20 protein-coding genes are annotated in these 23,364 nt (G+C 61.0%); 14 read left to right on the plus strand and 6 right to left on the minus strand.

Going from position 1 to position 23,364, the window contains the following annotated elements; genetic code table 11:
* Positions 1 to 106 precede the first annotated feature (106 nt).
* A complete protein-coding gene (locus SB753_RS30120; RefSeq protein WP_410803500.1) occupies positions 107 to 934 on the minus strand; it encodes a helix-turn-helix domain-containing protein in 828 nt (275 codons plus the stop codon).
* A gap of 447 nt (positions 935 to 1,381) precedes the next feature.
* Between SB753_RS30120 and SB753_RS30125 the strand changes: the two genes are divergently transcribed.
* From SB753_RS30125 to SB753_RS30135, 3 genes are all read left to right on the plus strand, one after another.
* The gene (locus tag SB753_RS30125) at positions 1,382 to 1,957 is read left to right on the plus strand and encodes an HdeD family acid-resistance protein (RefSeq protein WP_288830832.1); all 576 of its coding nucleotides are present in this window, start codon (positions 1,382 to 1,384) and stop codon (positions 1,955 to 1,957) included.
* Between the two features lie 143 nt (positions 1,958 to 2,100).
* Entirely contained in the window at positions 2,101 to 2,736 is a 636-nt protein-coding gene (locus SB753_RS30130) for an Hsp20/alpha crystallin family protein (protein WP_114199629.1), read from the plus strand.
* 174 nt (positions 2,737 to 2,910) lie between these two features.
* Positions 2,911 to 5,745 (plus strand): AAA family ATPase, encoded by a 2,835-nt coding sequence (locus SB753_RS30135; RefSeq protein ID WP_408174729.1) that lies wholly within the window; start codon positions 2,911 to 2,913, stop codon positions 5,743 to 5,745.
* Between the two features lie 53 nt (positions 5,746 to 5,798).
* Here SB753_RS30135 and SB753_RS30140 read toward each other — a convergent pair whose 3' ends face one another.
* Both SB753_RS30140 and SB753_RS30145 read right to left on the minus strand, forming a co-directional pair.
* Complete coding sequence (locus tag SB753_RS30140) at positions 5,799 to 6,071, minus strand: UBP-type zinc finger domain-containing protein (RefSeq protein ID WP_410803502.1); 273 nt, start codon at positions 6,069 to 6,071, stop codon at positions 5,799 to 5,801.
* A 59-nt stretch (positions 6,072 to 6,130) separates the two neighbouring features.
* Complete coding sequence (locus SB753_RS30145; RefSeq protein WP_410803504.1) at positions 6,131 to 7,366, minus strand: NAD(P)/FAD-dependent oxidoreductase; 1,236 nt, start codon at positions 7,364 to 7,366, stop codon at positions 6,131 to 6,133.
* 291 nt (positions 7,367 to 7,657) lie between these two features.
* Here SB753_RS30145 and SB753_RS30150 point away from each other — a divergent pair, with 291 nt between their 5' ends.
* Positions 7,658 to 8,224, plus strand: a complete 567-nt coding sequence (locus SB753_RS30150) for a phosphate-starvation-inducible PsiE family protein (RefSeq protein WP_410803506.1) — start codon at positions 7,658 to 7,660, stop codon at positions 8,222 to 8,224.
* A gap of 110 nt (positions 8,225 to 8,334) precedes the next feature.
* On the opposite strand, the gene SB753_RS30155 is transcribed toward SB753_RS30150, so the two are convergent.
* The 3 genes from SB753_RS30155 to SB753_RS30165 all read right to left on the minus strand — a co-directional run bounded on the left by SB753_RS30155 (position 8,335) and on the right by SB753_RS30165 (position 11,850).
* Positions 8,335 to 8,646: a DUF4148 domain-containing protein gene (locus SB753_RS30155; RefSeq protein ID WP_087752696.1), complete on the minus strand. Its 312-nt coding sequence runs from the start codon at positions 8,644 to 8,646 to the stop codon at positions 8,335 to 8,337.
* Between the two features lie 242 nt (positions 8,647 to 8,888).
* Positions 8,889 to 9,854, minus strand: coding sequence for a LysR family transcriptional regulator (locus SB753_RS30160; RefSeq protein ID WP_087752695.1), 966 nt, complete (start codon positions 9,852 to 9,854; stop codon positions 8,889 to 8,891).
* A 280-nt stretch (positions 9,855 to 10,134) separates the two neighbouring features.
* Positions 10,135 to 11,850 carry a putative bifunctional diguanylate cyclase/phosphodiesterase gene (locus tag SB753_RS30165; protein WP_410803509.1) on the minus strand — a complete coding sequence of 572 codons (1,716 nt, stop codon included), beginning with the start codon at positions 11,848 to 11,850 and terminating at the stop codon, positions 10,135 to 10,137.
* Positions 11,851 to 12,220: 370 nt separating this feature from the next.
* On the opposite strand from SB753_RS30165, the gene leuC reads away from it, so the two are divergent.
* The 10 genes from leuC (at position 12,221) to SB753_RS30215 (ending at position 23,364) form a co-directional block, all read left to right on the plus strand.
* Positions 12,221 to 13,630 carry a 3-isopropylmalate dehydratase large subunit gene (leuC, locus tag SB753_RS30170; protein ID WP_027779578.1) on the plus strand — a complete coding sequence of 470 codons (1,410 nt, stop codon included), beginning with the start codon at positions 12,221 to 12,223 and terminating at the stop codon, positions 13,628 to 13,630.
* A 5-nt stretch (positions 13,631 to 13,635) separates the two neighbouring features.
* Entirely contained in the window at positions 13,636 to 13,794 is a 159-nt protein-coding gene (locus SB753_RS30175) for an entericidin A/B family lipoprotein (protein WP_020071059.1), read from the plus strand.
* 86 nt (positions 13,795 to 13,880) lie between these two features.
* Positions 13,881 to 14,534, plus strand: coding sequence for a 3-isopropylmalate dehydratase small subunit (gene leuD / locus SB753_RS30180; protein ID WP_020071058.1), 654 nt, complete (start codon positions 13,881 to 13,883; stop codon positions 14,532 to 14,534).
* Between the two features lie 86 nt (positions 14,535 to 14,620).
* Entirely contained in the window at positions 14,621 to 15,688 is a 1,068-nt protein-coding gene (leuB, locus tag SB753_RS30185; RefSeq protein WP_410803512.1) for a 3-isopropylmalate dehydrogenase, read from the plus strand.
* A 405-nt stretch (positions 15,689 to 16,093) separates the two neighbouring features.
* The gene (asd, locus tag SB753_RS30190; RefSeq protein WP_027805102.1) at positions 16,094 to 17,215 is read left to right on the plus strand and encodes an aspartate-semialdehyde dehydrogenase; all 1,122 of its coding nucleotides are present in this window, start codon (positions 16,094 to 16,096) and stop codon (positions 17,213 to 17,215) included.
* A gap of 140 nt (positions 17,216 to 17,355) precedes the next feature.
* Entirely contained in the window at positions 17,356 to 19,665 is a 2,310-nt protein-coding gene (locus SB753_RS30195; protein ID WP_410803515.1) for a FimV/HubP family polar landmark protein, read from the plus strand.
* Positions 19,662 to 20,480 (plus strand): tRNA pseudouridine(38-40) synthase TruA, encoded by an 819-nt coding sequence (gene truA / locus SB753_RS30200; protein WP_131319599.1) that lies wholly within the window; start codon positions 19,662 to 19,664, stop codon positions 20,478 to 20,480. The genes SB753_RS30195 and truA overlap by 4 nt, the downstream gene beginning before the upstream one ends.
* Positions 20,470 to 21,195, plus strand: coding sequence for a phosphoribosylanthranilate isomerase (locus tag SB753_RS30205; RefSeq protein ID WP_310071945.1), 726 nt, complete (start codon positions 20,470 to 20,472; stop codon positions 21,193 to 21,195). Before truA ends, SB753_RS30205 begins: the two co-directional genes overlap by 11 nt.
* Positions 21,196 to 21,247: 52 nt before the next feature.
* Positions 21,248 to 22,441, plus strand: a complete 1,194-nt coding sequence (trpB, locus tag SB753_RS30210; RefSeq protein ID WP_020071052.1) for a tryptophan synthase subunit beta — start codon at positions 21,248 to 21,250, stop codon at positions 22,439 to 22,441.
* Positions 22,442 to 22,452: 11 nt separating this feature from the next.
* Complete coding sequence (locus tag SB753_RS30215) at positions 22,453 to 23,364, plus strand: DNA-methyltransferase (RefSeq protein WP_410803518.1); 912 nt, start codon at positions 22,453 to 22,455, stop codon at positions 23,362 to 23,364.

Below are 23,364 nucleotides of genomic sequence, written 5' to 3' on the forward strand. Positions count from 1 at the left end.
GGTCATAAAATCAAGGCGAACCCGCATAGTTCCCCCGCTACGGGCGCATCAATCGCGATCGCGGAAGTACAGCGGTTGTTACCTGTTCGCAACTTCGCTAAACGAATTAATTACCGGAGCTCCGGTGGGAAAGCCGGAATGCGCGCGGCGTCACACCGGTATATCTATGAAACACGTCGGTGAAATGCTGCTGCGTCTGAAATCCCGCGCGTGCGCCAACGTCGACCAACGGAATGGTCTCGTCGCACAACATCGCTCTCGCAAATTTCACTCGTTCGAGTGTCACGTACAGATGGGGCGGGCTTCCTGTCGCCGTTTTAAAAACGCGTGCAAACTTTGAAACACTCATGTTCACCAGAACTGCGAGTTGCTCGACCAGAATGGTTTCGGCGATGTTCTCATGAACGAAGGCTTGAATGCGAGCCAGCATTTGACGCGTAATAGGCATGTCCGGTTCGATCGCACCAGCACAGTGCCCGTAACGGACAGCGATGTGCACCGAAAAGACATCGGCAAAAGCGTCGGTGCACGCAGCGTCGAAAAGATCCGCGTTCGCCAAAGCATTCAATGTATCCGCGGCCTCGCGCAAAAAGGGATCCCAAGACTCGGACCATTTCGGGAGGGCGTCAAACGCTTCTTGCGAGACTTGGCCCATTACGCTCGGTCTAAGTTCGATAAGCCATCCGCTGGGATCGTTGTCAGCGTTCGTGGCCAACTGCGCCGCCCCAGTAATAACTGCGACAAATGGAGCACTTATGAGAATCGAGTGACTCGTTCCAAGGTCGTCGGAGCCCACAGCCTGCACAACAGTGTTACCCGTGGGTATGACGAGCCGAAATCCTTGCACCAGATTCAGCTCGCCATTGGTGAAAACGACGTTCATCGGTTGGCAGCGTAACCCGTGATCAGGAGTCGATCCTATTGCTTGCTTCATGATGAGCAAAGTCTCCTTCTTGCGTTGGCGCATACCTAAGCTTAGGCCGAATTGAAGGCTGCTTTAGGCGGGTTCGTAATATGGGCAGAAGCAACCGGCTTCGTTGACGGAGCGCAGTTTCATTGCTGGGCAACCCGGCACGACGTTTGACACGACGATTCAAAACGATACCGACCGGTCCTGTGCCACAAGAATGTCATGAATGACGCAATGCACGGACCGCGCGCTGCAAAAGTTCATGTTAGAACTCCTCACGGCGAACCGCTATAAGACGCGGTGATGGATCGGGTCATTTCGGTGCATCCGGGATACCAGTCTGGATGCTGTTCGCCATGCGTCCTGACTCAACGCAGAATTGCGAAACACATGGCAGAAACGCGAAAGAATCGCAGATGCGCGGGGCCTAGACTGAGGTTCATCAACTGACGTTACGGCTCGGAGTCCCACATGGATGAACTACTTGGGCGCGCCTGGTGGATGCTCATTCTGCGCGGCACGGTAGCGCTGCTGTTCGGCATGCTGGCGCTGTTCTGGCCGGGTCTTACTCTGCTACTGCTCATCACTCTCTTCAGCGCCTACGCAATTGCCGGCGGCATTGTCACGATCGTTGCGGCCATCCGCTACCGCTCGACGCACGGCACGTGGTGGGTGCTCTTGCTGCTGGGTATCTGCAGCGTCGCAGCTGGTGTGATAGCCGCGTTAGTGCCGGGACTTACCACGCTCGTGCTGATCGCCGTCATCGGTGCAAACGCGATTATCACCGGCGTACTCGATCTGATTGCGGCAACCCGGCTGCATAGGCGTCTGCGCAACGCGTGGATGCTGGTGCTCACCGGAGTGCTCGCCGTGCTGTTCGGCATCTTCGTGCTGGTCTTTCCGGGCGCCGGCGCACTGACGCTTGTCTGGCTGATCGGCGTGTATGCGTTGTTCACGGGCGCGCTGCTTTTCGTAGTCGGCATCACTGCGCGTGCCTGGCACCATGACGGCCTGACCGGCGAGCCACACGCGCCTTTACATCCGTAAGTGCACCGCTGGCGGGACTCGTCGTGGGTCAAAAGGTCACGCCCGCGGCAAACCTCGCATCCGGAGATCGAGTGGACCGTCCGTCTCCTCCAGTGGTCCAGCCTCAGGTCTGGCACTGGCGTACCTCACGAAGGGAGAATCACATGCTTCTCGATCTCGACAAATGGAACCCGTTCCGGTTTTTGCGCTCGCACCCCGCGCAACAGAGCGCATCGGGCGGCGCCGGCGCGCCGAACACCAGTCAGCAAAGCGCGAGGTCAAATGCGCAACAGACTGGCGGCACGCAAACGGGTAACGGTGCACCGGCGGCAGCCGCTGCTGCGCCGGTAGCACTTTCAGCTGCCACCTGGCCGCTGCCCGATCCGATTCATCTGTTGGCCGAACTGATACGCGATCCGTTCGGCGGCCGTGGACCGCTCGGAAGCTGGTTCGGCGACTTCAGCGCCAGCGAGTTTCAACCGCGGATCGATGTCACCGACGAAGGCGACGCACTGCGTATCGTCGCCGAATTGCCAGGCATGACCCGTGACGACGTCGAGCTCGAAGTGGTTGAAGACATGCTGATCATCAGTGGCGAAAAGCGCCTGGAATCGACGAGCGAAGAACAAGGATGCTATCGCGTCGAGCGGTCGTTTGGACACTTTCAGCGCGCGGTCCCACTGCCCGCAGGCGTCGATCTCGATCGGGTAGAGGCCAGATTTGAAAACGGCGTGCTGACGCTGCGCGTTCCCAAAGCGGCCGGAGAACCGGCACCGAAGCGGCGCATCGAGATCAAGTGAAGATCCGCGCTCCGCAGTCATGCCTGTCGTGAACAACCGGTCACCTTCCGCGGTCTCGATGAAGTCCGGCGCGCAAACAGGGGCGGCATCGGAATAAGCAGCGGAACAGAGATTTTCCACCCACCCATTACCCGCCCGCAAAGCGATGCGCTCTCGGACGGACAGGAGATCATCATGGCCGAGTGCAGTGTTTGTGGAAAGCCAGCAACCTCGCAGATCACGATCACCGAAAACGGCCAACGCCGTCAGCTGATGCTGTGCGATCAGCACTACATGGAGTTCATGGCGCGTAATCAGCGCCGCCTGTCGCCGCTCGAGTCCCTCTTTCACGGCGGACTTTTCGAAAGTCTGTTCGACGACATGTGGCCGCAGATGGAAGACGACCGCGGCAGCCGGTCACGCATTAGACGCGCGCCGGGACAATCCGGCGGCGCGGAGCAGGATACAGGCACCGGTAGCGGACAAATCGGCGATTCAGCGGGCGGACAGTCGGGCGGCCGGACACGCCGTCATCGCCGGGCGCGTGAAGCGGTGGACCTGCAGACGTACCTGAGCCAGAGCGGTCTGGACCGCCTGCAAGCTGCGGCGCAAGCAGCCGTCGAATACGGCAAGAACGAAGTCGATACGGAACACCTGTTGCTGGCGCTCGCCGATAACAATGTCGTGCAGGAAGTCCTGCGGGAATTCAAGCTCGATCCGGAAGAGATCAAGAAGACCATCGACCAGACGGCGCCGCGCGGTACCCGCAAGGAGCCGAGCGACAACGAGCAGATCGGCGTGTCGCCGCGCGCCAAAAGTGCACTGGAAAACGCGTTGAAGGCGTCGCAGGAACTGGGTCACAGCTACGTCGGGCCTGAACATATTCTGATAGGGCTCGTCGAGGAAGAAGACGGCTTTGCAGGTGAATTGCTGCGCAAGCTCGGGCTGTCGTCGCCATCGCTGCGGCAAAAAGCAGTCAAGGTGGTCGGCCAGGGTGCCGAAGACGGCAAGATGGAGGGCCGCTCGACCACGCCCACGCTCGACAAGTACGCGCGCGATCTCAGCGCGCTTGCGCGTCAAGGCAAGCTGGATCCGGTGATCGGCCGTGACAAGGAAATTGAAACCACCATTGAAGTGCTCGCGCGGCGGCGCAAGAACAATCCGGTGCTGATCGGCGAGCCCGGTGTCGGCAAGACCGCTATTGTCGAAGGCCTTGCGCAACGCATTGCTCAGGACCAGGTGCCGGAAGTGCTGCGTGGCAAGCGGGTGGTCGAGCTGAATATCAATAGCGTCGTGGCAGGCGCGAAGTATCGTGGCGAGTTCGAGGAACGCGTCAAGCAGGTGCTGGACGAGATCATCGAGAACCAGGACCGTCTGGTGGTGTTCATCGACGAACTGCATACCATTGTCGGCGCCGGCCAGGGCGGCGGCGAAGGCGGTCTGGATATCGGCAATGTCTTCAAGCCCGCGCTCGCTCGCGGTGAGTTGCACCTCGTGGGCGCGACCACGTTGAATGAATACCAGAAGTACATTGAGAAGGATTCGGCATTGGAGCGGCGCTTTCAGCCAGTCATGGTGCCTGAGCCGAGCGTCGAGGAAACGATCGAGATTCTGCGTGGACTGCGCGACCGGCTCGAAGCGCATCACAAGGTGAAGATCACCGAAGAGGCGATCGATGCTGCTGCAAAGCTCTCGGACCGCTATATCGCCGCACGCTTTCTGCCAGACAAGGCAATCGATTTGCTCGATCAGGCCGCGGCACGCGTGCGCATTTCGTCGAATTCGCGTCCGCAGCCATTGCACGATGTCGAGGCGACCATCCGCCGCATCAAACAGGAACAGGACGCAGCCAGCGCTGCAAAGAAATTCGATAAAGCCAAGGAACTGGAAGAGAGGCTCGTCGCCGAACAGAAACGCCTGCATGAAGCCACTGAAACGTGGAAGAAAGAGCGCGGCACCAGTTCGCAGGAAGTCACGGCGGAGGACATTGCGCAGATCGTTTCGTCGCTCACGGGTGTACCGTTGGCTGAACTCACTGCTCAGGACCGTGAAAAGCTGTTGCGACTGGAAGACCGCCTGAAGGAGCGCGTGGTCGGCCAGGATGAAGCCGTCTCCGCGGTCGCCAAAGCAGTGCGGCTTTCGCGCGCCGGTCTGACAGAAGCCGGCAAGCCGACTGCCAGCTTCCTCTTCCTGGGCCCAACGGGCGTCGGCAAAACCGAACTCGCGAAGGCGCTTGCCGCCTCGGTGTTCGGCGACGAGAACGCGCTGGTGCGCATCGACATGAGCGAGTATTCCGAGCGTCACACGGTGGCACGGCTAGTTGGTGCGCCGCCCGGATATGTTGGCTACGAGGAAGGCGGCCAACTCACCGAGCGCGTGCGGCGCAGGCCATATTGCGTAGTGCTGCTCGACGAAATCGAAAAGGCGCACTCGGAGGTGCACAACCTCCTGCTGCAACTGTTCGACGAAGGGCGCCTCACCGACGGCAAGGGACGTCTGGTCGATTTCACCAACACGATCATCATCGCGACCAGCAACGTTGGCTCACAGGTGATCCAGGACAACATGAAGGCCGACTCGAAGCAGCTCGACTATCCTGCACTGCGCGACCGGTTGATGGAAATCCTGCGGCATCATTTCAAGCCGGAGTTTCTCAATCGCGTCGACGAGGTGGTTGTGTTTCATGCTCTCGGCAAGGAGCAGATTCGCAGCATCGTCGATCTGCAACTTGCGCGCGTACGGCGTACGGCGCTGGCCCAAGGCATCGATCTGTCGTTCGACGATGGCTTGCGCGATCACCTTGCGCAGATCGGCTATGACCCCGAGTTCGGCGCGCGGATGCTCAAACGTAAGATTCGGCTCGAAGTGGAATCGCAACTCGCCGATGCGCTGCTGCGAGGCGACGTGCGCGACGGCGACAAGGTCACAATGACCTACGACTCGGGTACGCATTCGGTGCGTGTGCAAAAAGGAGCAGCGCCTGCAGAAGCGCCGAGCGAGGCGCCGAAACAGGCACCGGCGCATGCGTGACGCGGGCATGCCGAAGAACGCAAAGCCGGCCGCACGTGCGGCCGGTTTTGCCGTTACGACTCAAGTTCACCTACGACGATCTCGTCGTGATAACACCAGACCCACGTTTCGCCGGGTTCGATTGAACGGACCAGCGGATGGCCGGTCGCGAGAAAATGTTTGCTTGCATGCCGGTTGGGCGACGAATCGCAACAGCCGACGTGTCCGCACGAAAGACAAAGCCTCAAATGTACCCACGGCTGGCCGAGCTTCACACAGTCCTCGCAATAGTCGATGGGTGTGTGGAAAATGCGGGCCGCGCCTTGGTGCGTGCAACCAGGGGTCATGTTCGTACTCCTCGGACAAGGTACGCGCAGAGGCGCGTGGATCAAGGTTGCGCGTCCGCTCAAGCACTAGTGAGATAGCGATGCACCAGCGCCACAGCCATTGCGCCTTCGCCCACTGCTGACGCCACGCGCTTGATCGACGCGTGACGCACGTCGCCTGCTGCGAATACGCCGGGCATAGATGTTTCCAGATGCAGCGGCGCGCGTTCTAACGGCCAGTTGAAGTGCGCCCGATATTCCTGCAGGTCGGGACCGGTCACGAGGTAGCCGCCTTCATCGCGGACAATGCCGACCTCCTGCGCCCACTCGGTCTGTGGCACCCCGCCAATGCACACGAATAGCCAGTTCGTCTTTACCGTGCTTTGCCGGCCGGTGCGGATATCGGTCAGCGTGACCTCCTCCAGCACGTCACCGCCTGCGAGCGCGGTAACTTCGGTGCACGTGCGTACTTCGATGTTCGGCGCGGACGTGATGCGATCCACCAGGTAATGCGACAACGTGTTCTTGAGCGATGTGGCACGCACGACCATGTAGACGCGGTTGGCCGACTGCGAAAAATGCATGGCGGCCTGTCCCGCCGAATTGCCGCCGCCCACCACATATACGTCTTCGCCATCGATCAGCTCGGCTTCACTCGCACCGGCGCCATAGTAGAGCCCCGCGCCGAGAAAGCGCTCTTCACCCGCGAGGGCCAGCGTGCGATATGCCACCCCGGTCGCGCAGATAGACGTGCGCGCCGTGATACGTGTGCCGTCTTCCAGAGATACGATGCCACGGCCTGGCGGAAACTCCGCGTGCACGCCGGCGCGCGCCAGCAGGATTTCGGCGCCGAACTTGATGGCCTGAACGCGCGCCCGCTCTGCGAGTTCCGCGCCGCTCAAGCCCCGTGGGAAGCCCAGGTAGTTTTCGATTTTGGAGCTGCTGCCTGCCTGGCCGCCCAGTGCCCAACGCTCCACCAGTACGGTTTGCAGCCCCTCCGATGCACCGTACACTGCCGCGCTCAATCCCGCTGGTCCCGCGCCGTAAATCGCGAGATCGTAGGCCTCACGGGATGGACTTGCGAACCAGCCGAGCTTTTCCGTGATTTGCCGGATGGTCGGACATTCGAGCCGCGTGCCGTCGTGGAAGACGCAAACCGGCAAGCGCGAGTCGGAAAGATGCTGAACGTGCGCCAGTTCCTCCGCTTCTTTATCGCTGCGCAGTTCGATCCATTCGAACGGAATGTCGCTCCGATGCAGGAAGTCACGTATCGCGTAGCCGTTTGCGCTGCGCATGGGTCCATAGATTCTGACCATGAGATGCTATCCGCCTTTGAGGACGTTCACGAGCAGGCGGTCGCGTTGGGATAACCGCGATCCGCCATATTGGTGCATCGTAAGCACACGGTGAGTGGGCGTCTTTCGCGATACTCCCGGATTTTGTTCGCTTTCCGCCGATCGTTCCTTTACATCGGGTCGCGCTCGACTTCCGCGTCTTCCGATTGAATGACGCATACGCTCTTGTTGCCGCGCATGCGTCTACGATGCTTCAAGTCTAGTCGTTAATCCGGGTATGCTTGGACAATCCGGCCGCTGCGGAGCCAAATCATGGAAAGAAAGAAAAGCTGGCTGCGTAAGGATCTCGATACGCTACGCGTACAGTGGGATCTGCTCACCTTTTATGAAAGATTCGAGCAGATTGTCACGCATGTCCTGAGCGTGGTGATTTCTATCATCATCCTCGTGTCGCTCTGGCAGTTGATTCGCGCGGTGATTTTGTTGCTGGTTTCGAACGCGCTGAACCCGCTGGATCACGAGGTGTATCAGACCGTTTTCGGCATGATCATGACGCTGTTGATCGCTATGGAATTCAAACATTCGATTACGCGCGTGATGGCCCGGCGCGATCACATCGTGCAGGTCAAAACAGTACTTCTGGTTGCGCTGCTGGCGATCGCCCGCAAATTTATTATTCTCGATCCCGCCGGTGCGCCGGCCCAGATTGCGGCGCTTGCGTTTGCGTTGGTGGCGCTGGGGAGCGTCTACTGGCTGATGCGGCAGCGTGATGACCCGATCGACGCAACGGCCGCCGCGCAAGCGGAACGCGATCGCATTGCGCTCGCGCAGCGACGGCAAAGGGCAGGGGCTGGCGAAGGCGAGCAGGGCGACAATTGATCCGAGTTCCGGCAACACGAGACAGGCCGCATATCGATCTACGACGGAACCCGACGGCGGGGATGGACAGATACTTTGGCATCCTGCCGCGCACATCCAAAACTAATGCATTACGGGTGGTTGTACATCGCGTTCCAGTCCGCATTTGTCACTGACGGGTGTCCTGATTCCGACGAACCCTTCACCTCACCGCCGTAACCGCTTGTCGCGCCGTTCTGCGCAGCAACCTTGGCTTCAGCAGCCTGAATGGCTTCGGGATAGTGTGCGTTGTCGCCGTCACCAACGTGATAGCCCGCGTTTTGCAACTGGGTCAGTTCGGCGCGTACCTGTGCACGGGTGACTGACCCATTCGATTGCGCGAACGACACTACCGGAGCAGCAAGGGCAGCGGCAACGACAACGGCGTGAATGAGAGACTTCATGATTACCTACCTCCAGACTTGTTTGTCCTGCTACGAACAGCCCTGTTCGTAAACCAGTGATCACAGTCTAAATAAGCAGGCGCTTAAAATTAAGGGTGCTTCGTGCAGAAGATTGTTCTTGGATTTGGGTAAACCTCTCGTTCGCGGGAGCTCATTGCGCGTGTGCAAAGGCAGACGCTTCCACACGCCGCTCGTGAGAGATTTCGGTATCTGCAAGGTGTGACAGACCTATGTGTGGCACGCTATCCGCGCGGCTTCGCATCGCTGCCGCTATCGGTTCGGCCAATCTCAGCCAGCAACGCCTCGTCGCGGGCGATCACCTTTGGCAAATGCGCGCGCAAGAACTCCACCCATGTCCTCGTCTTTGCGTCGATAAACTTCCGCGACGGATACAGCGCATAAACGTGCATCTTCTGCAGCGTGTAGTCCGGCAATACGCGTATTAACGTGCCATCCCTCAATCCGGCGATTGCCGCGTAAAGCGGCACCATGCCAATGCCCATCCCTTCCCGGATCGCAACGACGAGCGACTCCGCGATATTCACCTGAACCGGGCCGTCGATCTGCATCGCTTCACTGCCGTTTGGCCCGTCGAGTATCCACTCGTGCGGCGCGAATGCGGGCGTCTGCAGAATCAGGCACTCATGGTCTGCAAGATCCGCCGGCCGCTGCGGCGCACCGTGCGTTTTTACATACGAGGGCGATGCGCACAGTATGCTGAACGTCGTTCCAAGCGGGAACGAAACGAGGTCGGAATCGGGTAGTGCAGAAGCACCAATCACGGCGACATCCGCGCTGCCTTCGAAAAGATCCGGCATGCGCTGCGACAGTGTCAGCTCAACGGTCACGTCGGGATAAAGCGCGCGATAGTGTGCGATGGCGGGCAGCACATAGTGTTGTCCGATACTCGCAAAGCTATGCATACGGAGCGCGCCGCTCGGGCGTTCGTGGGCACAACTCGCTTCTTCTTCCGCTGTGTCGATATCCGCAAGAATCTGTTGACATCGCTTGAGATAACGCTCGCCTGCGGTAGTGAGCGCGAGACGGCGTGTGGAGCGATTGAGCAAGCGCGTGCGCAGATGAGCCTCCAGTTCGGAGACTGCGCGTGACATGGCGCCGGTCGTCGAATTAAAAGACTGAGCGGCGGCGGTGAAACTGCCGGCCTCCACCACGCGCACGAAAACGCGCATGTTCTGTAATGTGTCCATCGATCACTGACGCGTGCAGCGGAAGTGGGAGTCGGGATTATTTGCTCAAGCGCAGTGGCGCGTTGACTGTGCCTCAGTGCTCAGGGCCTTGTGCTGTTGCAAGCATTGCAAGTCCGTCATGGAGAGTGTACTGCGTTCGCTGTCGACATGCTTTCCCGCCGGGTCGATCGGAGAGCATTCGTGTGCACGGCACAACCTGGAACAAACAACAGGCGGGCCGCATTATCAGCCGCATTATCAGCATCACGCAGTTTGCAAGCTGAAGTCGCCAACATTACTTTCAATCGCGCTGTGACACTCGCAACATGAATTCCGCCAGGGCCTTCGAGTCAAGCGGGCGGCTCACCAGATAACCTTGAATGGCATCGCACCCGGCGTCCTTCAACTCTTCGGCCTGGTGTTGGCACTCGACGCCTTCCGCGATAGTTTTCATGCCCAGCGAACGTGCGAGACCGACAATGCCTCGAATGACCGTCGACGCCTTCTGTGACTCGGCCAGTGCTCGAACAAACGACTTGTCGATCTTAAGCGTGTCTATAGGCAATCGGACCAGATAGCCGAGGCTGGAGTACCCGGAGCCAAAGTCGTCCAGCGATGTGGATATGCCCGCTTGCTTCAGCGCGGACAGAATGGACGTTGCCTTTTCGATATCGCTTACCAGCGAATCCTCCGTGACCTCAATGTCGAGCATTGCGGGGGAAACGTCGTATTTCGTCGCGATATGGAGAATCTTGTCTGTAAGACCCACGCTCAGAAGTTGCCGAGCCGACAGATTGAGGCTGACCCGTGGTACGTATATGCCCTGCCGTCGCCATTCAGCAATATGCCGGCAAACTGCATTGAGCAGCCATTCGACGAGCGCCCCTTCATAAGGGGACTCGAGTAAGACTGCGAGGAATGCGTGCGGAGTCAGCAACCCTCGGTCAGGATGACGCCAGCGAAGAAGTGCCTCGACACCGATTGCGGAATTGTTCGTGAGTGATATCTGAGGCTGGAAATGAAGCTCGAACTGGTTCGCCTCAAACGCTTCACGAAGATCCATGCGCAAGGCAAGGCGCTCACGCACGCCCCGGTCGAGGGCTCCATCGTACGAGCGCACCTGGAAACGGCCAGATGACTTCGCTGCGTACATGGCCGCGTCGGAATGATTGAGCAACGTCTCGGCCGAACCTGGCGCTTCTCTTAGCAGCGCGATGCCAATGCTAGCCGACAGCGAGATGGATCTTCCAGATACTTCGAATGGCGCTGCAAGTTCGCGAAGCACCGCATGCGCGAACGCTTCTGCCGCGCTTTCCGTGGTGTTGCGTAACAACAGAACGAACTCGTCGCCCCCTACGCGTGCGGCGAAAAATGCTGGATCGGGAATGGCCATCAGCCTCTTCGCGAAGCCGCGCAGCAGTTCATCGCCGACAGCATGACCAAAGGCGTCGTTGACTTCCTTGAAATGGTCAAGGTCGATAAACAGGACCGCATCTGAAGCATCGTGCGTAGAGCGAGGCGAAGCAGCCTCAGCGACCGCGCGTGACAGAACTTCCATGCACTTGCGCCGGTTCGCCAACCCGGTCAGATAGTCGTGGCTCGCTTCGAATTCCAGTTGTGCCGCGTGCTCGCGTTCACGTGTGACGTCGCGAAAGAGCACGGTAATGCCGTCGTCGTGCGCAAATGAACGAACCTCGAACCACGTGCCGAGCGGTGCGTAATAGTCAGTGTGCCGGCCGGGAAGACCCGTTGCCGCCGTCTCCTGATAGACGCGATAGTAGCCGGAGCCTACCAGGTCTGGGTAACACTGCCATATGTCGCGGCCGAGCAGATTTTGCCGTTCCTGCTGCAAGAATCGTTCAGCTGTATGGTTGAGATAGGTGAAGCGCCACGACCTGTCGATCGACATGAGTCCGTCGCTCAAGCTGTCGAGCATGTCGGCGAGGTGGGTCGGTGCAGACTGTCGGGAGCCGGCATCTGTCGGGCGGGGAGGACGAGAGTCGGACTGTCGTTCCATTTTTTTGTCCTTCTATTCGCGTCGGATCAAAGGCGTCGCTCGTGCGCAAACCGGGGCTCGTCGCATTCTAATCGTACTTGTCAGCGTTTTCGAACACTGAAAGCTGTCGCGCCTCGCCGCTGAGCGAGTCGCTCATTCATCGCGCATTGCGTTCGCAATCAATCCGTCGATCAAGCGGGAACAGATTTCTTCTGCAAACACCACCAGCATCTCCCCGCTCATCAGGGTAACGTCGATACAGGTATCGACACTACCACCCAACTCACTGTTTTTTATCGCTTTTTCCCATCGCGAGGCGCCCCGGTGCGAGACTTTGCGTGGCATAATCGACCGACACAGTCAGCCCGCAGTCATTACTACCCCGCATACCATGGCACAGACTCTCTACGACAAATTGTGGAACACACACGTGATCCACACGGAAGAAGACGGCACGACGATTCTCTATATCGACCGTCACCTGCTGCACGAAGTGACCAGCCCCCAGGCGTTCGAAGGTCTGAAGCTGGCTCAGCGACCGGTGTGGCGCATCAGCGCGAATCTGGCCGTCTCGGACCATAACGTGCCCACCACGGACCGCAGCCACGGCATCGCCGATCCGGTGTCGAAGCTGCAAGTCGATACGCTCGATTCGAACTGCGACGCCTACGGCATCACGCAGTTCAAGATGAACGACCTGCGTCAGGGCATCGTGCACATCATCGGGCCGGAACAGGGCGCTACGCTGCCGGGCATGACGATCGTCTGCGGCGACTCGCACACGTCCACGCACGGCGCGTTCGGTGCGCTGGCGCACGGCATCGGCACGTCGGAAGTCGAGCATGTGCTCGCCACGCAAACGCTCTTGCAGAAGAAGAGCAAGAACATGCTGGTGAAAGTAGAAGGGCCGTTGCCGCGCGGCTGCACGGCGAAAGACATCGTGCTCGCGATCATCGGCAAGATCGGCACGGCGGGCGGCACTGGTTACGCCATCGAATTCGGCGGCTCGACGATTCGCTCGCTGTCCATGGAAGGTCGCATGACAGTCTGCAACATGGCGATCGAAGCGGGCGCGCGTGCCGGCATGGTCGCGGTCGACGACACGACCATCGAATATCTCAAGGGCCGCCCGTTCTCGCCACAAGGCGCGGAGTGGGATCACGCGGTCGAGTACTGGAAGCAGTTCAAGTCCGACGAAGGCGCGCAGTTCGACCGCGTTGTCGAGCTCAACGCGGCGGACATCGTGCCGCAGGTTACCTGGGGCACGTCGCCGGAAATGGTCACCGCCGTGGACGGCCGCGTGCCGGATCCCGAGCGCGAGAAAGACCCGGTCAAGCGCGATGCAATGGAACGCGCGCTCAAATACATGGCGCTCGAACCGAATGCGCCGATCGAGTCGATCAAGCCGGATAAAATCTTCATCGGGTCGTGTACCAACGCGCGCATTGAAGACATTCGCGCCGCGGCTTACGTCGTGAAGAAACTGGGTCGCCGCGTCGCGCCGAACATCCGTCTCGCCATGGTTGTGCCGGGTTCGGGTCTGGTCAAGGCGCAGGCGGAGCGTGAAGGCCTCGACAAGGTCTTTACAGACGCCGGTTTCGAATGGCGCGAGCCGGGCTGCTCGATGTGTCTCGCGATGAACGCCGACCGGCTGGATCCGGGCGAGCGTTGCGCGTCCACGTCGAATCGTAATTTCGAAGGTCGTCAGGGCGCCGGTGGCCGTACCCATCTCGTGAGCCCCGCCATGGCCGCAGCCGCGGCCATCGAAGGGCATTTTGTCGATATTCGCAAGCTGGGATAAATCGCATGATGAAGAACATGAATCGCACCGCTCTTTTGCGCCGCTTCGCGCTCGGTACTCTGGCTGGGCTACTGCTCGGTCTGACCGGCTGCAACACGGTGCACGGATTTGGGCAGGACATGTCGCACCTCGGCAATTCGATCAGCAATCACGCTGAAAAATAACCGGTTTTTGATTTTTGCCGGCGACGCGGCGAGCGGCTTTCATGCCGCCACGCGCATCGCCCGGTCCTGAAACAGGCGCAAGCGTCATGGATAAATTCACCGTACACACAGGCGTCGTGGCCCCGCTCGATCGCGAGAACGTCGACACGGACGCGATTATTCCGAAGCAATTCCTGAAATCGATCAAGCGAACGGGTTTCGGTCCGAACGCGTTCGACGAATGGCGTTACCTCGACCACGGCGAGCCGGGTCAGGACAATTCGAAGCGTCCGCTGAATCCGGACTTCGTCCTGAACCAGCCGCGTTATCAGGGTGCTTCGGTGCTGCTCGCGCGCAAGAATTTCGGCTGCGGCAGCTCGCGTGAGCACGCGCCTTGGGCGCTTCAGCAATACGGCTTTCGCGCGATCATCGCGCCGAGTTTCGCCGACATTTTCTATAACAACTGCTTCAAGAACGGCTTGCTGCCGATCGTGCTGAGCGAACAGCAGGTCGATCACCTGTTCAACGAAACGTATGCGTTCAACGGTTTTCAGTTGACCATCGACCTCGAAGCGCAAGTCGTGCGCACTTCGGATGGCGGCACTGAGTATCCGTTCGAAGTCGCTGCGTTCCGCAAGTACTGCCTGCTGAACGGTTTCGACGACATTGGCCTCACGCTGCGTCACGCCGACAAGATTCGCCAGTACGAAGCCGAGCGTATTGCGAAGCAGCCGTGGCTCGCGCATCGCATCGTCGGTTAAGACTTGCGTGCTTGAGTGCTTAATTGCTTGAGGCGCGCCTGTTAGCTCAGGCTCGAAGCCTGGAAGACAATCATTAAGGAATTCGCATGAAGATCGCAGTGCTGCCGGGCGACGGCATCGGTCCCGAAATCGTCAAAGAGGCCGTGAAGGTTCTGAACGTGCTTGGCGAAAAGTTTGAACTGGAAGAAGCGCCGGTTGGCGGCGCGGGCTACGAGGCGAAAGGTCATCCGCTGCCCGATTCCACGCTCGCGCTCGCTAAGGAAGCCGACGCCATTCTGTTCGGCGCCGTCGGCGACTGGAAGTACGACAAGCTCGAACGCGCGCTGCGCCCCGAGCAGGCGATTCTCGGTCTGCGCAAGCATCTGCAATTGTTCGCGAACTTCCGTCCGGCAATCTGCTATCCGCAATTGACCGGTGCGTCGTCGCTGAAAGAAGAAATCGTTTCGGGTCTTGATATTCTGATCGTGCGCGAGCTGAACGGCGACATCTACTTCGGCGCGCCGCGCGGCGTGCGCGAAGCGCCGGACGGCCTGTTCGCCGGCTCGAAGGAAGGCTTCGACACGATGCGCTACTCGGAGCCGGAAGTGCGCCGCATCGCCCACGTCGCGTTTCAGGCGGCGCAAAAGCGCGGCAGGAAGCTCACGTCTGTGGACAAAGCCAATGTGCTCGAAACGTCGCAATTCTGGAGAGACGTCATGATCGACGTGTCGAAGGAATACGCCGACGTCGAGTTGTCGCACATGTACGTCGACAACGCCGCGATGCAACTCGTCAAGGCGCCGAAGTCGTTCGACGTGATCGTGACCGGCAACATGTTCGGCGACATTCTTTCGGACGAAGCGGCAATGCTGACGGGCTCGATCGGCATGCTGCCGTCGGCCTCGCTCGACAAGAACAACAAGGGCTTGTACGAGCCGTCGCACGGTTCCGCGCCGGACATTGCGGGCAAGGGCGTCGCGAATCCGCTGGCCACTATTCTGTCGGCGGCCATGATGCTGCGTTATTCGCTGAACAAGGCCGAGCAGGCGGATCGCATCGAAAATGCGGTGAAGAAGGTGCTTGAACAAGGCTACCGAACCGGCGACATTCTGACGCCCGGTTGCAAGCAGGTCGGCACTGTCGCAATGGGCGACGCCGTCGTCGCGGCGCTGTAACTACCGCTCGCGCGTCGACAAGCTTTCGGCTGCGCGGCTGGCTTGACGGAAGATCGGTCAGTTCATCAGCCAGGTCATTAATCAGCGTCAAAAACGCGAATCGGCCTTCAAAAAGGCCGATTCGCGCGTAATACGGACGGCAGCGACGGACATTGACGTCGCCGGATTCCGGTTTTCGTGTATATTGTAGCGATGGCACAAACGGCTCAAATCTCCTCGATTTCGAAACTGCACGGCAAAACGGCCCGTGTGGTTAAGCTCGCCATTACCACCGCAACATCCATTAAAACGATTACCCCGAAAACGATCACGAAGCGCTGATCGTCCGTCGTGCCCGCTCATCTTCCCCGCGCGGTCACTGCGGGCAAAGATGCGGGGAAGTTTCCACTCGAAGGGTATGAAGTCATGAACGTAGGTCTCGTAGGTTGGCGCGGCATGGTCGGCAGCGTCCTGATGCAACGCATGCAACAGGAAGGCGATTTCGACTTGATCGAACCGGTGTTTTTCAGCACCAGCAACGCGGGCGGCAACGCGCCGTCGTTCGCCAAAAACGAGACCAAGCTCAAAGATGCAACAAGCATCGAAGACCTGAAGAAGTGCGAAGCAATCATCTCTTGCCAGGGCGGCGACTACACAAACGAGGTGTTCCCGAAGCTGCGCGCGGCCGGCTGGAACGGCTACTGGATCGACGCGGCTTCGTCGCTGCGCATGAAGGACGACGCGGTCATCATTCTCGATCCGGTCAACCTCGACGTGATCAAGAACGCCCTTGTGAAGGGGCAGAAGAATTTCATCGGCGGTAATTGCACGGTCAGCCTGATGTTGATGGCGCTCGGTGGCCTGTTCCGCGAGAACCTCGTCGACTGGATGACGGCCATGACGTATCAGGCCGCATCAGGTGCGGGCGCGCAGAACATGCGCGAATTGCTGCAGCAAATGGGCACGCTATACGGCGCAGCCAAAGAAGATCTGGCTGATCCGTCGTCGGCGATTCTCGATATCGACCGCCGCGTGTTGTCCGCCATGAATAGCGACCGCATGCCGACCGACAACTTCGGCGTGCCGCTCGCCGGTTCGCTGATTCCGTGGATCGACAAAGACCTTGGCAACGGCATGTCGAAGGAAGAGTGGAAGGGCGGCGCCGAAACCAACAAGATTCTCGGCAAGCCGGCCATGGGCACGCCGGGTTCGATTCCGGTAGACGGCCTGTGCGTGCGGATCGGTGCGATGCGTTGCCACTCGCAGGCGTTGACCATCAAGCTGAACAAGGACGTGCCGCTCGACGAAGTGAACAGCATCCTCGCTTCGGGCAATGACTGGGTCAAGGTTGTCCCGAATGAGCGCGAAGCGTCCATGCGCGACCTCTCGCCGGCAGTGGTCACTGGAACGCTTACGGTGCCGGTCGGCCGGGTGCGCAAGCTGGCCATGGGCGGTGAATATCTGTCGGCATTCACGGTCGGCGACCAGCTGTTGTGGGGCGCGGCCGAGCCGCTGCGCCGTATGCTTCGCATTGTGCTCGACAAGTAAAGTAAACTACGCGGTCACGACGCGTAGAAAACTCAAGAAGCGTCGCGCTTGCGCGGCGCTTTTTTCATTTGTGTGCTCCGAATATCTTGTCTTTTTATAACCGCAAAAAAGGGCCGCGCGCTGACGCGCCAGGAGTCCCGATGAATCTTCGACTCTCTTCCCTTCGGGCCATGTTTGCGCGCCCAGATACCGGCCGCCTTGCGGTCGCAGCCGCTTTGGCGGTGATGCTGGCTGGCGCCGCTTCGAGCCGCGCCATGGCCGCGCCCGTCGACGCAGCGAGCGCGCCGGACGGCGCTTCGGTATCCGCTTCCGGAACCGCGGCCGTCTCCTCTGCGACTGGGGGCCAATATACGGTGCGGCCCGGTCAGTCGCTGAACGACGTGGCGATTGCCGTCACGCAGTCACACGACCGCGCCACGCTCGCTCGCGCGGCCCGCGCGCTCTTCGACGCGAATCCGAGCGCCTTCATGGGCCACGATCCGAGCCGCATGCGATTGGGCTCAGTGCTGAACGTGCCGGCGCTGGACGCGTCGGGCGCGGTTGCCGCGTCTGCAGCGGGTCCGGCATCGGTGCCGACGGCTGACAACGGCTCGTCGTCGAATGCGGCAGCCGGATCCGGCGTAAGCAGCGCCGCGCCTGGCAGTGCAGCAGCGGCGAGTGCGGCAGGCGGGCAGAGCCCCGCTACGCAAGCTGCGACTTCGCCTGCGGTTCAGGGCTCAGCCAGCGACGCAAGCTCCGCTGTGACGAGCGACGCGGCATCGTCGGCTGCTGCTACTGCTGCCGGATCGCAAGCTGCATCGGCTGCGAGCGGCACGCATGTGTGGGCCGGCTCGGTCCAGCCCTCGGCAAGCGAGGCAGCCGCCGCCACCGGCGCCTCGCAGCCGCGCGCACAAGTGTCGAGCTTGCAGCAGTTGCTCGCGCTCAAGAATCGCGTGCTGATGGAGTTGCAGAAGCACGGCATCGGCAAGGCCCCGGCAGCGCCGGTCGCGCCTGTTGCAAGCGGCACGCAATCGGCCGGGGGTGCGTCGTCTGCCGCGGTCGTGCCCGGTCGTTCGGGCACTGCGACCAACACGTCGAACGATACGGGCATTTCGCAGACGAACCTCGCTATCGCGGCGGCGGTCGGCGCTGCGCTGGTCGTGCTGTTGACCGCCTTGCGTCTTGGCCGGCGCAAGCGTGAGCGTCTGGCGCAGGAGGAACACGCGGCGTCAGCGGACGGCACAGCGGCGTCCGGCGTGGCAGAGCAGTCGAATCGGATTGCGCCTGCAGACGAGGTGGTCGAGCCTAACTTGACCGACGCGGACGCCGCCGCCGCGCAGCATGCGGCCGCGATGGCCGCCGCCGAGCGCGAAGCTGCCGAGGGCGAAGCCGCCGCTCGTGAAATGTCGGAGCGTGTTGCTGCAGAGCGCGAGGCGGAAATTCGCGCAGCCGCTTCGCGCGAGGCTGAAGCGCGCCAGGCGGCAGAGCAGGGAGCAGCAGAGCGGGATACTGCGCTACGCGCTGCCGACGAGGTCGCGGGCGTACGCGAGACGGCTCAGCCAGCCGGAGAGCACGAGCCATCGGCGGACTTCGCGGCGCCGAACGCCGAGCTGAGCGACGACCACGCCGCGCCCGCAGAAGCCGCTGCGCTGGAACAAGCCGAACCCCCGCCGGTGCAGGTTCACCACGAACTGGACGCTGCGACGACCGTTGCCAGCCTCGACGCCGCCGCCGAGCTAGGCGCCGACGCGCTGCCGCTCGAGCCGCTCGAGCAGGTTAACGAAGCGTGGGAGCCGGAACCGCTTTCGCATCGTCTCGAATGGGACGACGAGCCGTTGCCGGCCGAGCCGATGGAGCCGTTGAGTCCGCAGCCGCTGGCGACAACCGCGCAAGTCCACGACGATCAAGTCGACACGCCCGCGCAACCGGCAGCGGCCGACCAGCCGCGCGTCCAGGCGCCGGCGGACTTCCCGCGCGACGCCCTCGATGCATTCGGCAGTCTCGATATGCCCTTGCCGCCGCGCGTGGAGTCGGCGGCAGAAACCGTTCATGCGCCCGAGTCGCTGAGCACACAGCCCGTCGCGTCGCAGGAAGCAACGGCGCGGCAGGCCGTGCTGCCGTCCGATGCGGACGAAGCCCCGCATGCGGCGGACGAAATCGCAGCCGGGACCGCCGGCCGTGCTGCCGTGGCAGGTCTCGGTGCCGGCAACCTCGGTACAGCGGGCTTCGGCGCGCTGAAGCTCGATTTCGATCTGGAGCTGCCGCCAAGCCCGGCCCAGCCGTTACCGGCGTTCACGCCTGCCGACCTGGCCCGCATCGCGCGCAACAAGCTGGACCTGGCGGCCGAGTACATCGAACTGGGCGACCTTGCCGGCGCACGCACGCTGATTAACGAAGTGATCGAGTCAAACGATCCGGCCACGCGCAACGACGCCCGCGCGTTGCTCTCGACGCTCGCTCCGTTGTCGTGAAGCGGATTGCTTTAGGCGTTCAGTACGACGGTTCGGCGTTCTGCGGATGGCAGTCGCAACCGCATGGCAACACGGTTCAGGACGAGCTCGAAAAGGCGCTGCGCGAATTCGCACAGACGCCGGTGCACACCGTAGTCGCCGGCCGCACGGACACGGGCGTCCATGGGCTCGGCCAGGTCGTGCATTTCGATACGGAGCTCGATCGAGCGGACATTTCGTGGATTCGCGGGACGAACTCGTTTTTGCCGAAAACAATCTCCGTGCAGTGGGCGAAGCCGATGCCGGAAGCGTTCCACGCGCGGTTTTCGGCGTTCGAGCGCACATATCACTATCTGTTGTACGTCCATCCCGTACGCTCGCCGATGCTCGCAGCGCGCGCCGGCTGGGTGCACACGTCGCTCGATATAGACGCGATGCGGGCGGCCGCCGCCCTTTTGATTGGTGAACACGACTTTTCGGCGTTTCGCTCGTCGCAATGTCAGGCCAAGACGCCGGTCAAGCATCTGTATCAGATCGACATTCAGCAACAGGGCGACTTCATCCATTTCCGTTTCCGGGCGAACGCGTTCCTGCATCACATGGTGCGCAACCTGATGGGGTGCCTGGTCTATGTCGGCAAGGGTCGGCGCCCGGTCGCGTGGATGGCCGAAGTGCTCGCGAGCCGCGACCGCGAATGGGCGGCGCCGACCTTCATGCCGGACGGGTTGTATCTCGCGCAAGTGGGCTATCCTGAGCACTTCGCGGTGCCCGCGCCGCAGACCGGCAGCGTGCCGTGGAGTACCGTATGGAACGAGCAGGCACATCATGAACTTTGAAAATCACGGGATTGACAACCTCGCGAACGAAGCCGGCGCTGCCGCGCCTGAGCAAGGCATTCCGCGGCGAACGCGCATCAAGCTGTGCGGACTGTCGAAACCCGCCGACGTCAGCTGCGCGATAGATCTCGGCGCCGACGCCATCGGCCTCGTGTTCTACCCGCCGAGTCCGCGTTCGGTGAGCGTTGCGCAGGCCGTCGAGCTTGTGCATCAGGTGCCGCCGTTCGTGTCGGTGGTCGGCTTGTTCGTGAACCCCACGCCCGACTGGATGCGCGAGGTGGTGAGCAACGTCGGGCTTTCGCTGTTGCAGTTCCACGGCGACGAGACGGCGGACCAATGCGAATCGCTCGCCGGCGTTGCGGGTTTGCCTTGGTTGCGCGCGCTGCGAGTTGCGGCGGATACTCAACCGGCCGATTTGGTAAAATCGGCTCTCAACTATTCAGCTGCCAGCGGCTTTCTGTTCGACACCCATGTCGAAGGCTATGGCGGCGGCGGGAAGGTTTTCGATTGGTCACTTATTCCAGCAGAGCTCGCGCGTCGGGCCGTTTTGAGTGGTGGGTTGAACGCGCAAAACGTCAGTGACGCGATCCATCGCGTGCGCCCGTACGCGGTCGATGTCTCGAGCGGCATCGAAGTACCGGGCGCCAGGGGCGTGAAAGATCACGCCCGGATGGCGGCATTCGTACGCGCGGTGCGCGCGGCGGATGCCGGATGATTTCGCGGCGCGGCACCCAAAGAATGCCGCGCGCCAGATATGAGTGATCACCATGTACAACTTGCCTGACGAAAGAGGCCATTTCGGCCAGTTTGGCGGCGTGTTCGTCGCTGAAACGCTTGTGCACGCGCTCGACGAGCTGCGTGCTGCCTACGAGAAATTCCAGAAAGACCCGGAGTTCGTCGCCGAATACGAGCGCGAACTAAAGTACTTCGTTGGCCGGCCGTCGCCGATTTACCACGCGCAGCGTTGGAGCGAACTGCTGGGCGGCGCGCAGATTTTTCTCAAGCGCGAAGACCTTAACCACACCGGCGCACACAAAATCAACAACGTGATCGGCCAGGCATTGCTGGCCAAGCGCATGGGCAAACCGCGCGTGATCGCCGAAACCGGCGCCGGCCAGCACGGCGTCGCCACGGCGACCATCGCCGCGCGTTTCGGCATGGAATGCGTGGTCTACATGGGCGCCGAGGACGTGCGCCGCCAGGCCGCGAACGTCTACCGGATGAAGCTGCTCGGCGCTTCGGTTGTGCCAGTGGAGTCGGGGTCGCGCACGCTGAAGGACGCGCTGAACGAAGCAATGCGCGACTGGGTGACGAACGTCGAAAACACGTTCTATATCATCGGCACGGTGGCGGGGCCGCATCCTTATCCGATGATGGTGCGCGACTTCCAGCGTGTGATCGGCGACGAGTGCAAAGTGCAGATGCCCGAACTCATCGGGCGGCAGCCGGACGCGGTGATCGCGTGCGTCGGCGGCGGTTCGAACGCAATGGGCATTTTTTACCCGTATATCGACGACACCGCGGTCGAGCTCATCGGCGTGGAAGCAGCGGGCGACGGCATCGAGTCGGGCCGTCACGCCGCCTCGCTGATCGGCGGCAGTCCAGGGGTTCTGCACGGCAACCGTACTTATCTGCTTCAGGACGAGAACGGGCAGATCATCGAGACACATTCGATCTCGGCGGGCCTCGATTATCCGGGCGTCGGCCCTGAGCATGCGTGGCTAAAAGAGATTAACCGCGCCCAATACGTTGGTATCACCGACGAAGAAGCGCTCAAGGCGTTCCACGACTGCTGCCGCATCGAGGGCATCATTCCGGCGCTGGAGTCCAGCCACGCGCTGGCTTACGCCACGAAGCTCGCGCCGACGCTGCCCAAAGACAAGCACCTTCTGGTGAACCTGTCGGGCCGCGGCGACAAGGACATGCACACGGTCGCCGAGCGATCGGGCATCCAGTTCTGAGCACCGCACCGATGCGTGACGAGTTCGACGAGCCGCAACCGGCGACCACTGAAATACCGCCGGCCGGCGCGCCACTGACGCCCGGGGCGCCTGCTCTGCTTTTACCGCAGATGCCTGCGGGCATCCAGTTGCTGAACCGCGATTTTCTGACCGATGTAGCGAACATTCCCGACGGGTCGATCGACCTGATCCTGTGCGATCCGCCATATGGGCTAGGCAAGGATTACGGCAACGACTCCGACATGCGAACCGGCGACGATTTTCTCGCCTGGACGCGTGGTTGGCTTGAGCTGGCAATCCCGAAGCTCAAGCCGTCGGGCTCGCTTTATATCTTTTGCACGTGGCAGTACGCGCCGGAAATCTTCAGCTTCCTGAAGACAAAGCTCACGATGATCAACGAGATCATCTGGGACCGGCGTGTGCCGAGCATGGGCGGAACGGTGCGCCGGTTTACTTCGGTGCATGACAACATCGGCTTTTTCGCGGTGTCGAAAGATTACTATTTCGACCTCGATCCCGTCCGCATCCCGTACGATGCAGTCACGAAGAAGGCGCGTTCGCGTAAGTTGTTCGAGGGCAGTAAGTGGCTGGAGCTTGGCTATAATCCAAAGGACGTCTGGTCTGTATCGAGGCTGCACCGGCAACACGCCGAGCGCGTCGATCATCCCACGCAAAAGCCTTTGGAAATTGTCGAGCGAATGGTGCTGGCAAGTTGTCCGAAGGGCGGCCGCGTGCTCGACCCGTTCATGGGCAGCGGCACCACCGCAGTCGCTTGCGCCCGTCAGCAGCGCGAATTCGTCGGCTATGAGATCAATGAAAGTTACTGCGCGATAGCGCGCGAACGCGTGAGCGCGGCTGCTGCCGCGCCCGCAACGCGTCGGCCGGCCAAACCCAAGGCTCAGCGGCAAACCGAAGTTCAATGA

The sequence above is a fragment of the Paraburkholderia sp. SIMBA_053 genome, from assembly GCF_046534895.1.
GTDB classification, from domain to species: domain Bacteria; phylum Pseudomonadota; class Gammaproteobacteria; order Burkholderiales; family Burkholderiaceae; genus Paraburkholderia; species Paraburkholderia caledonica.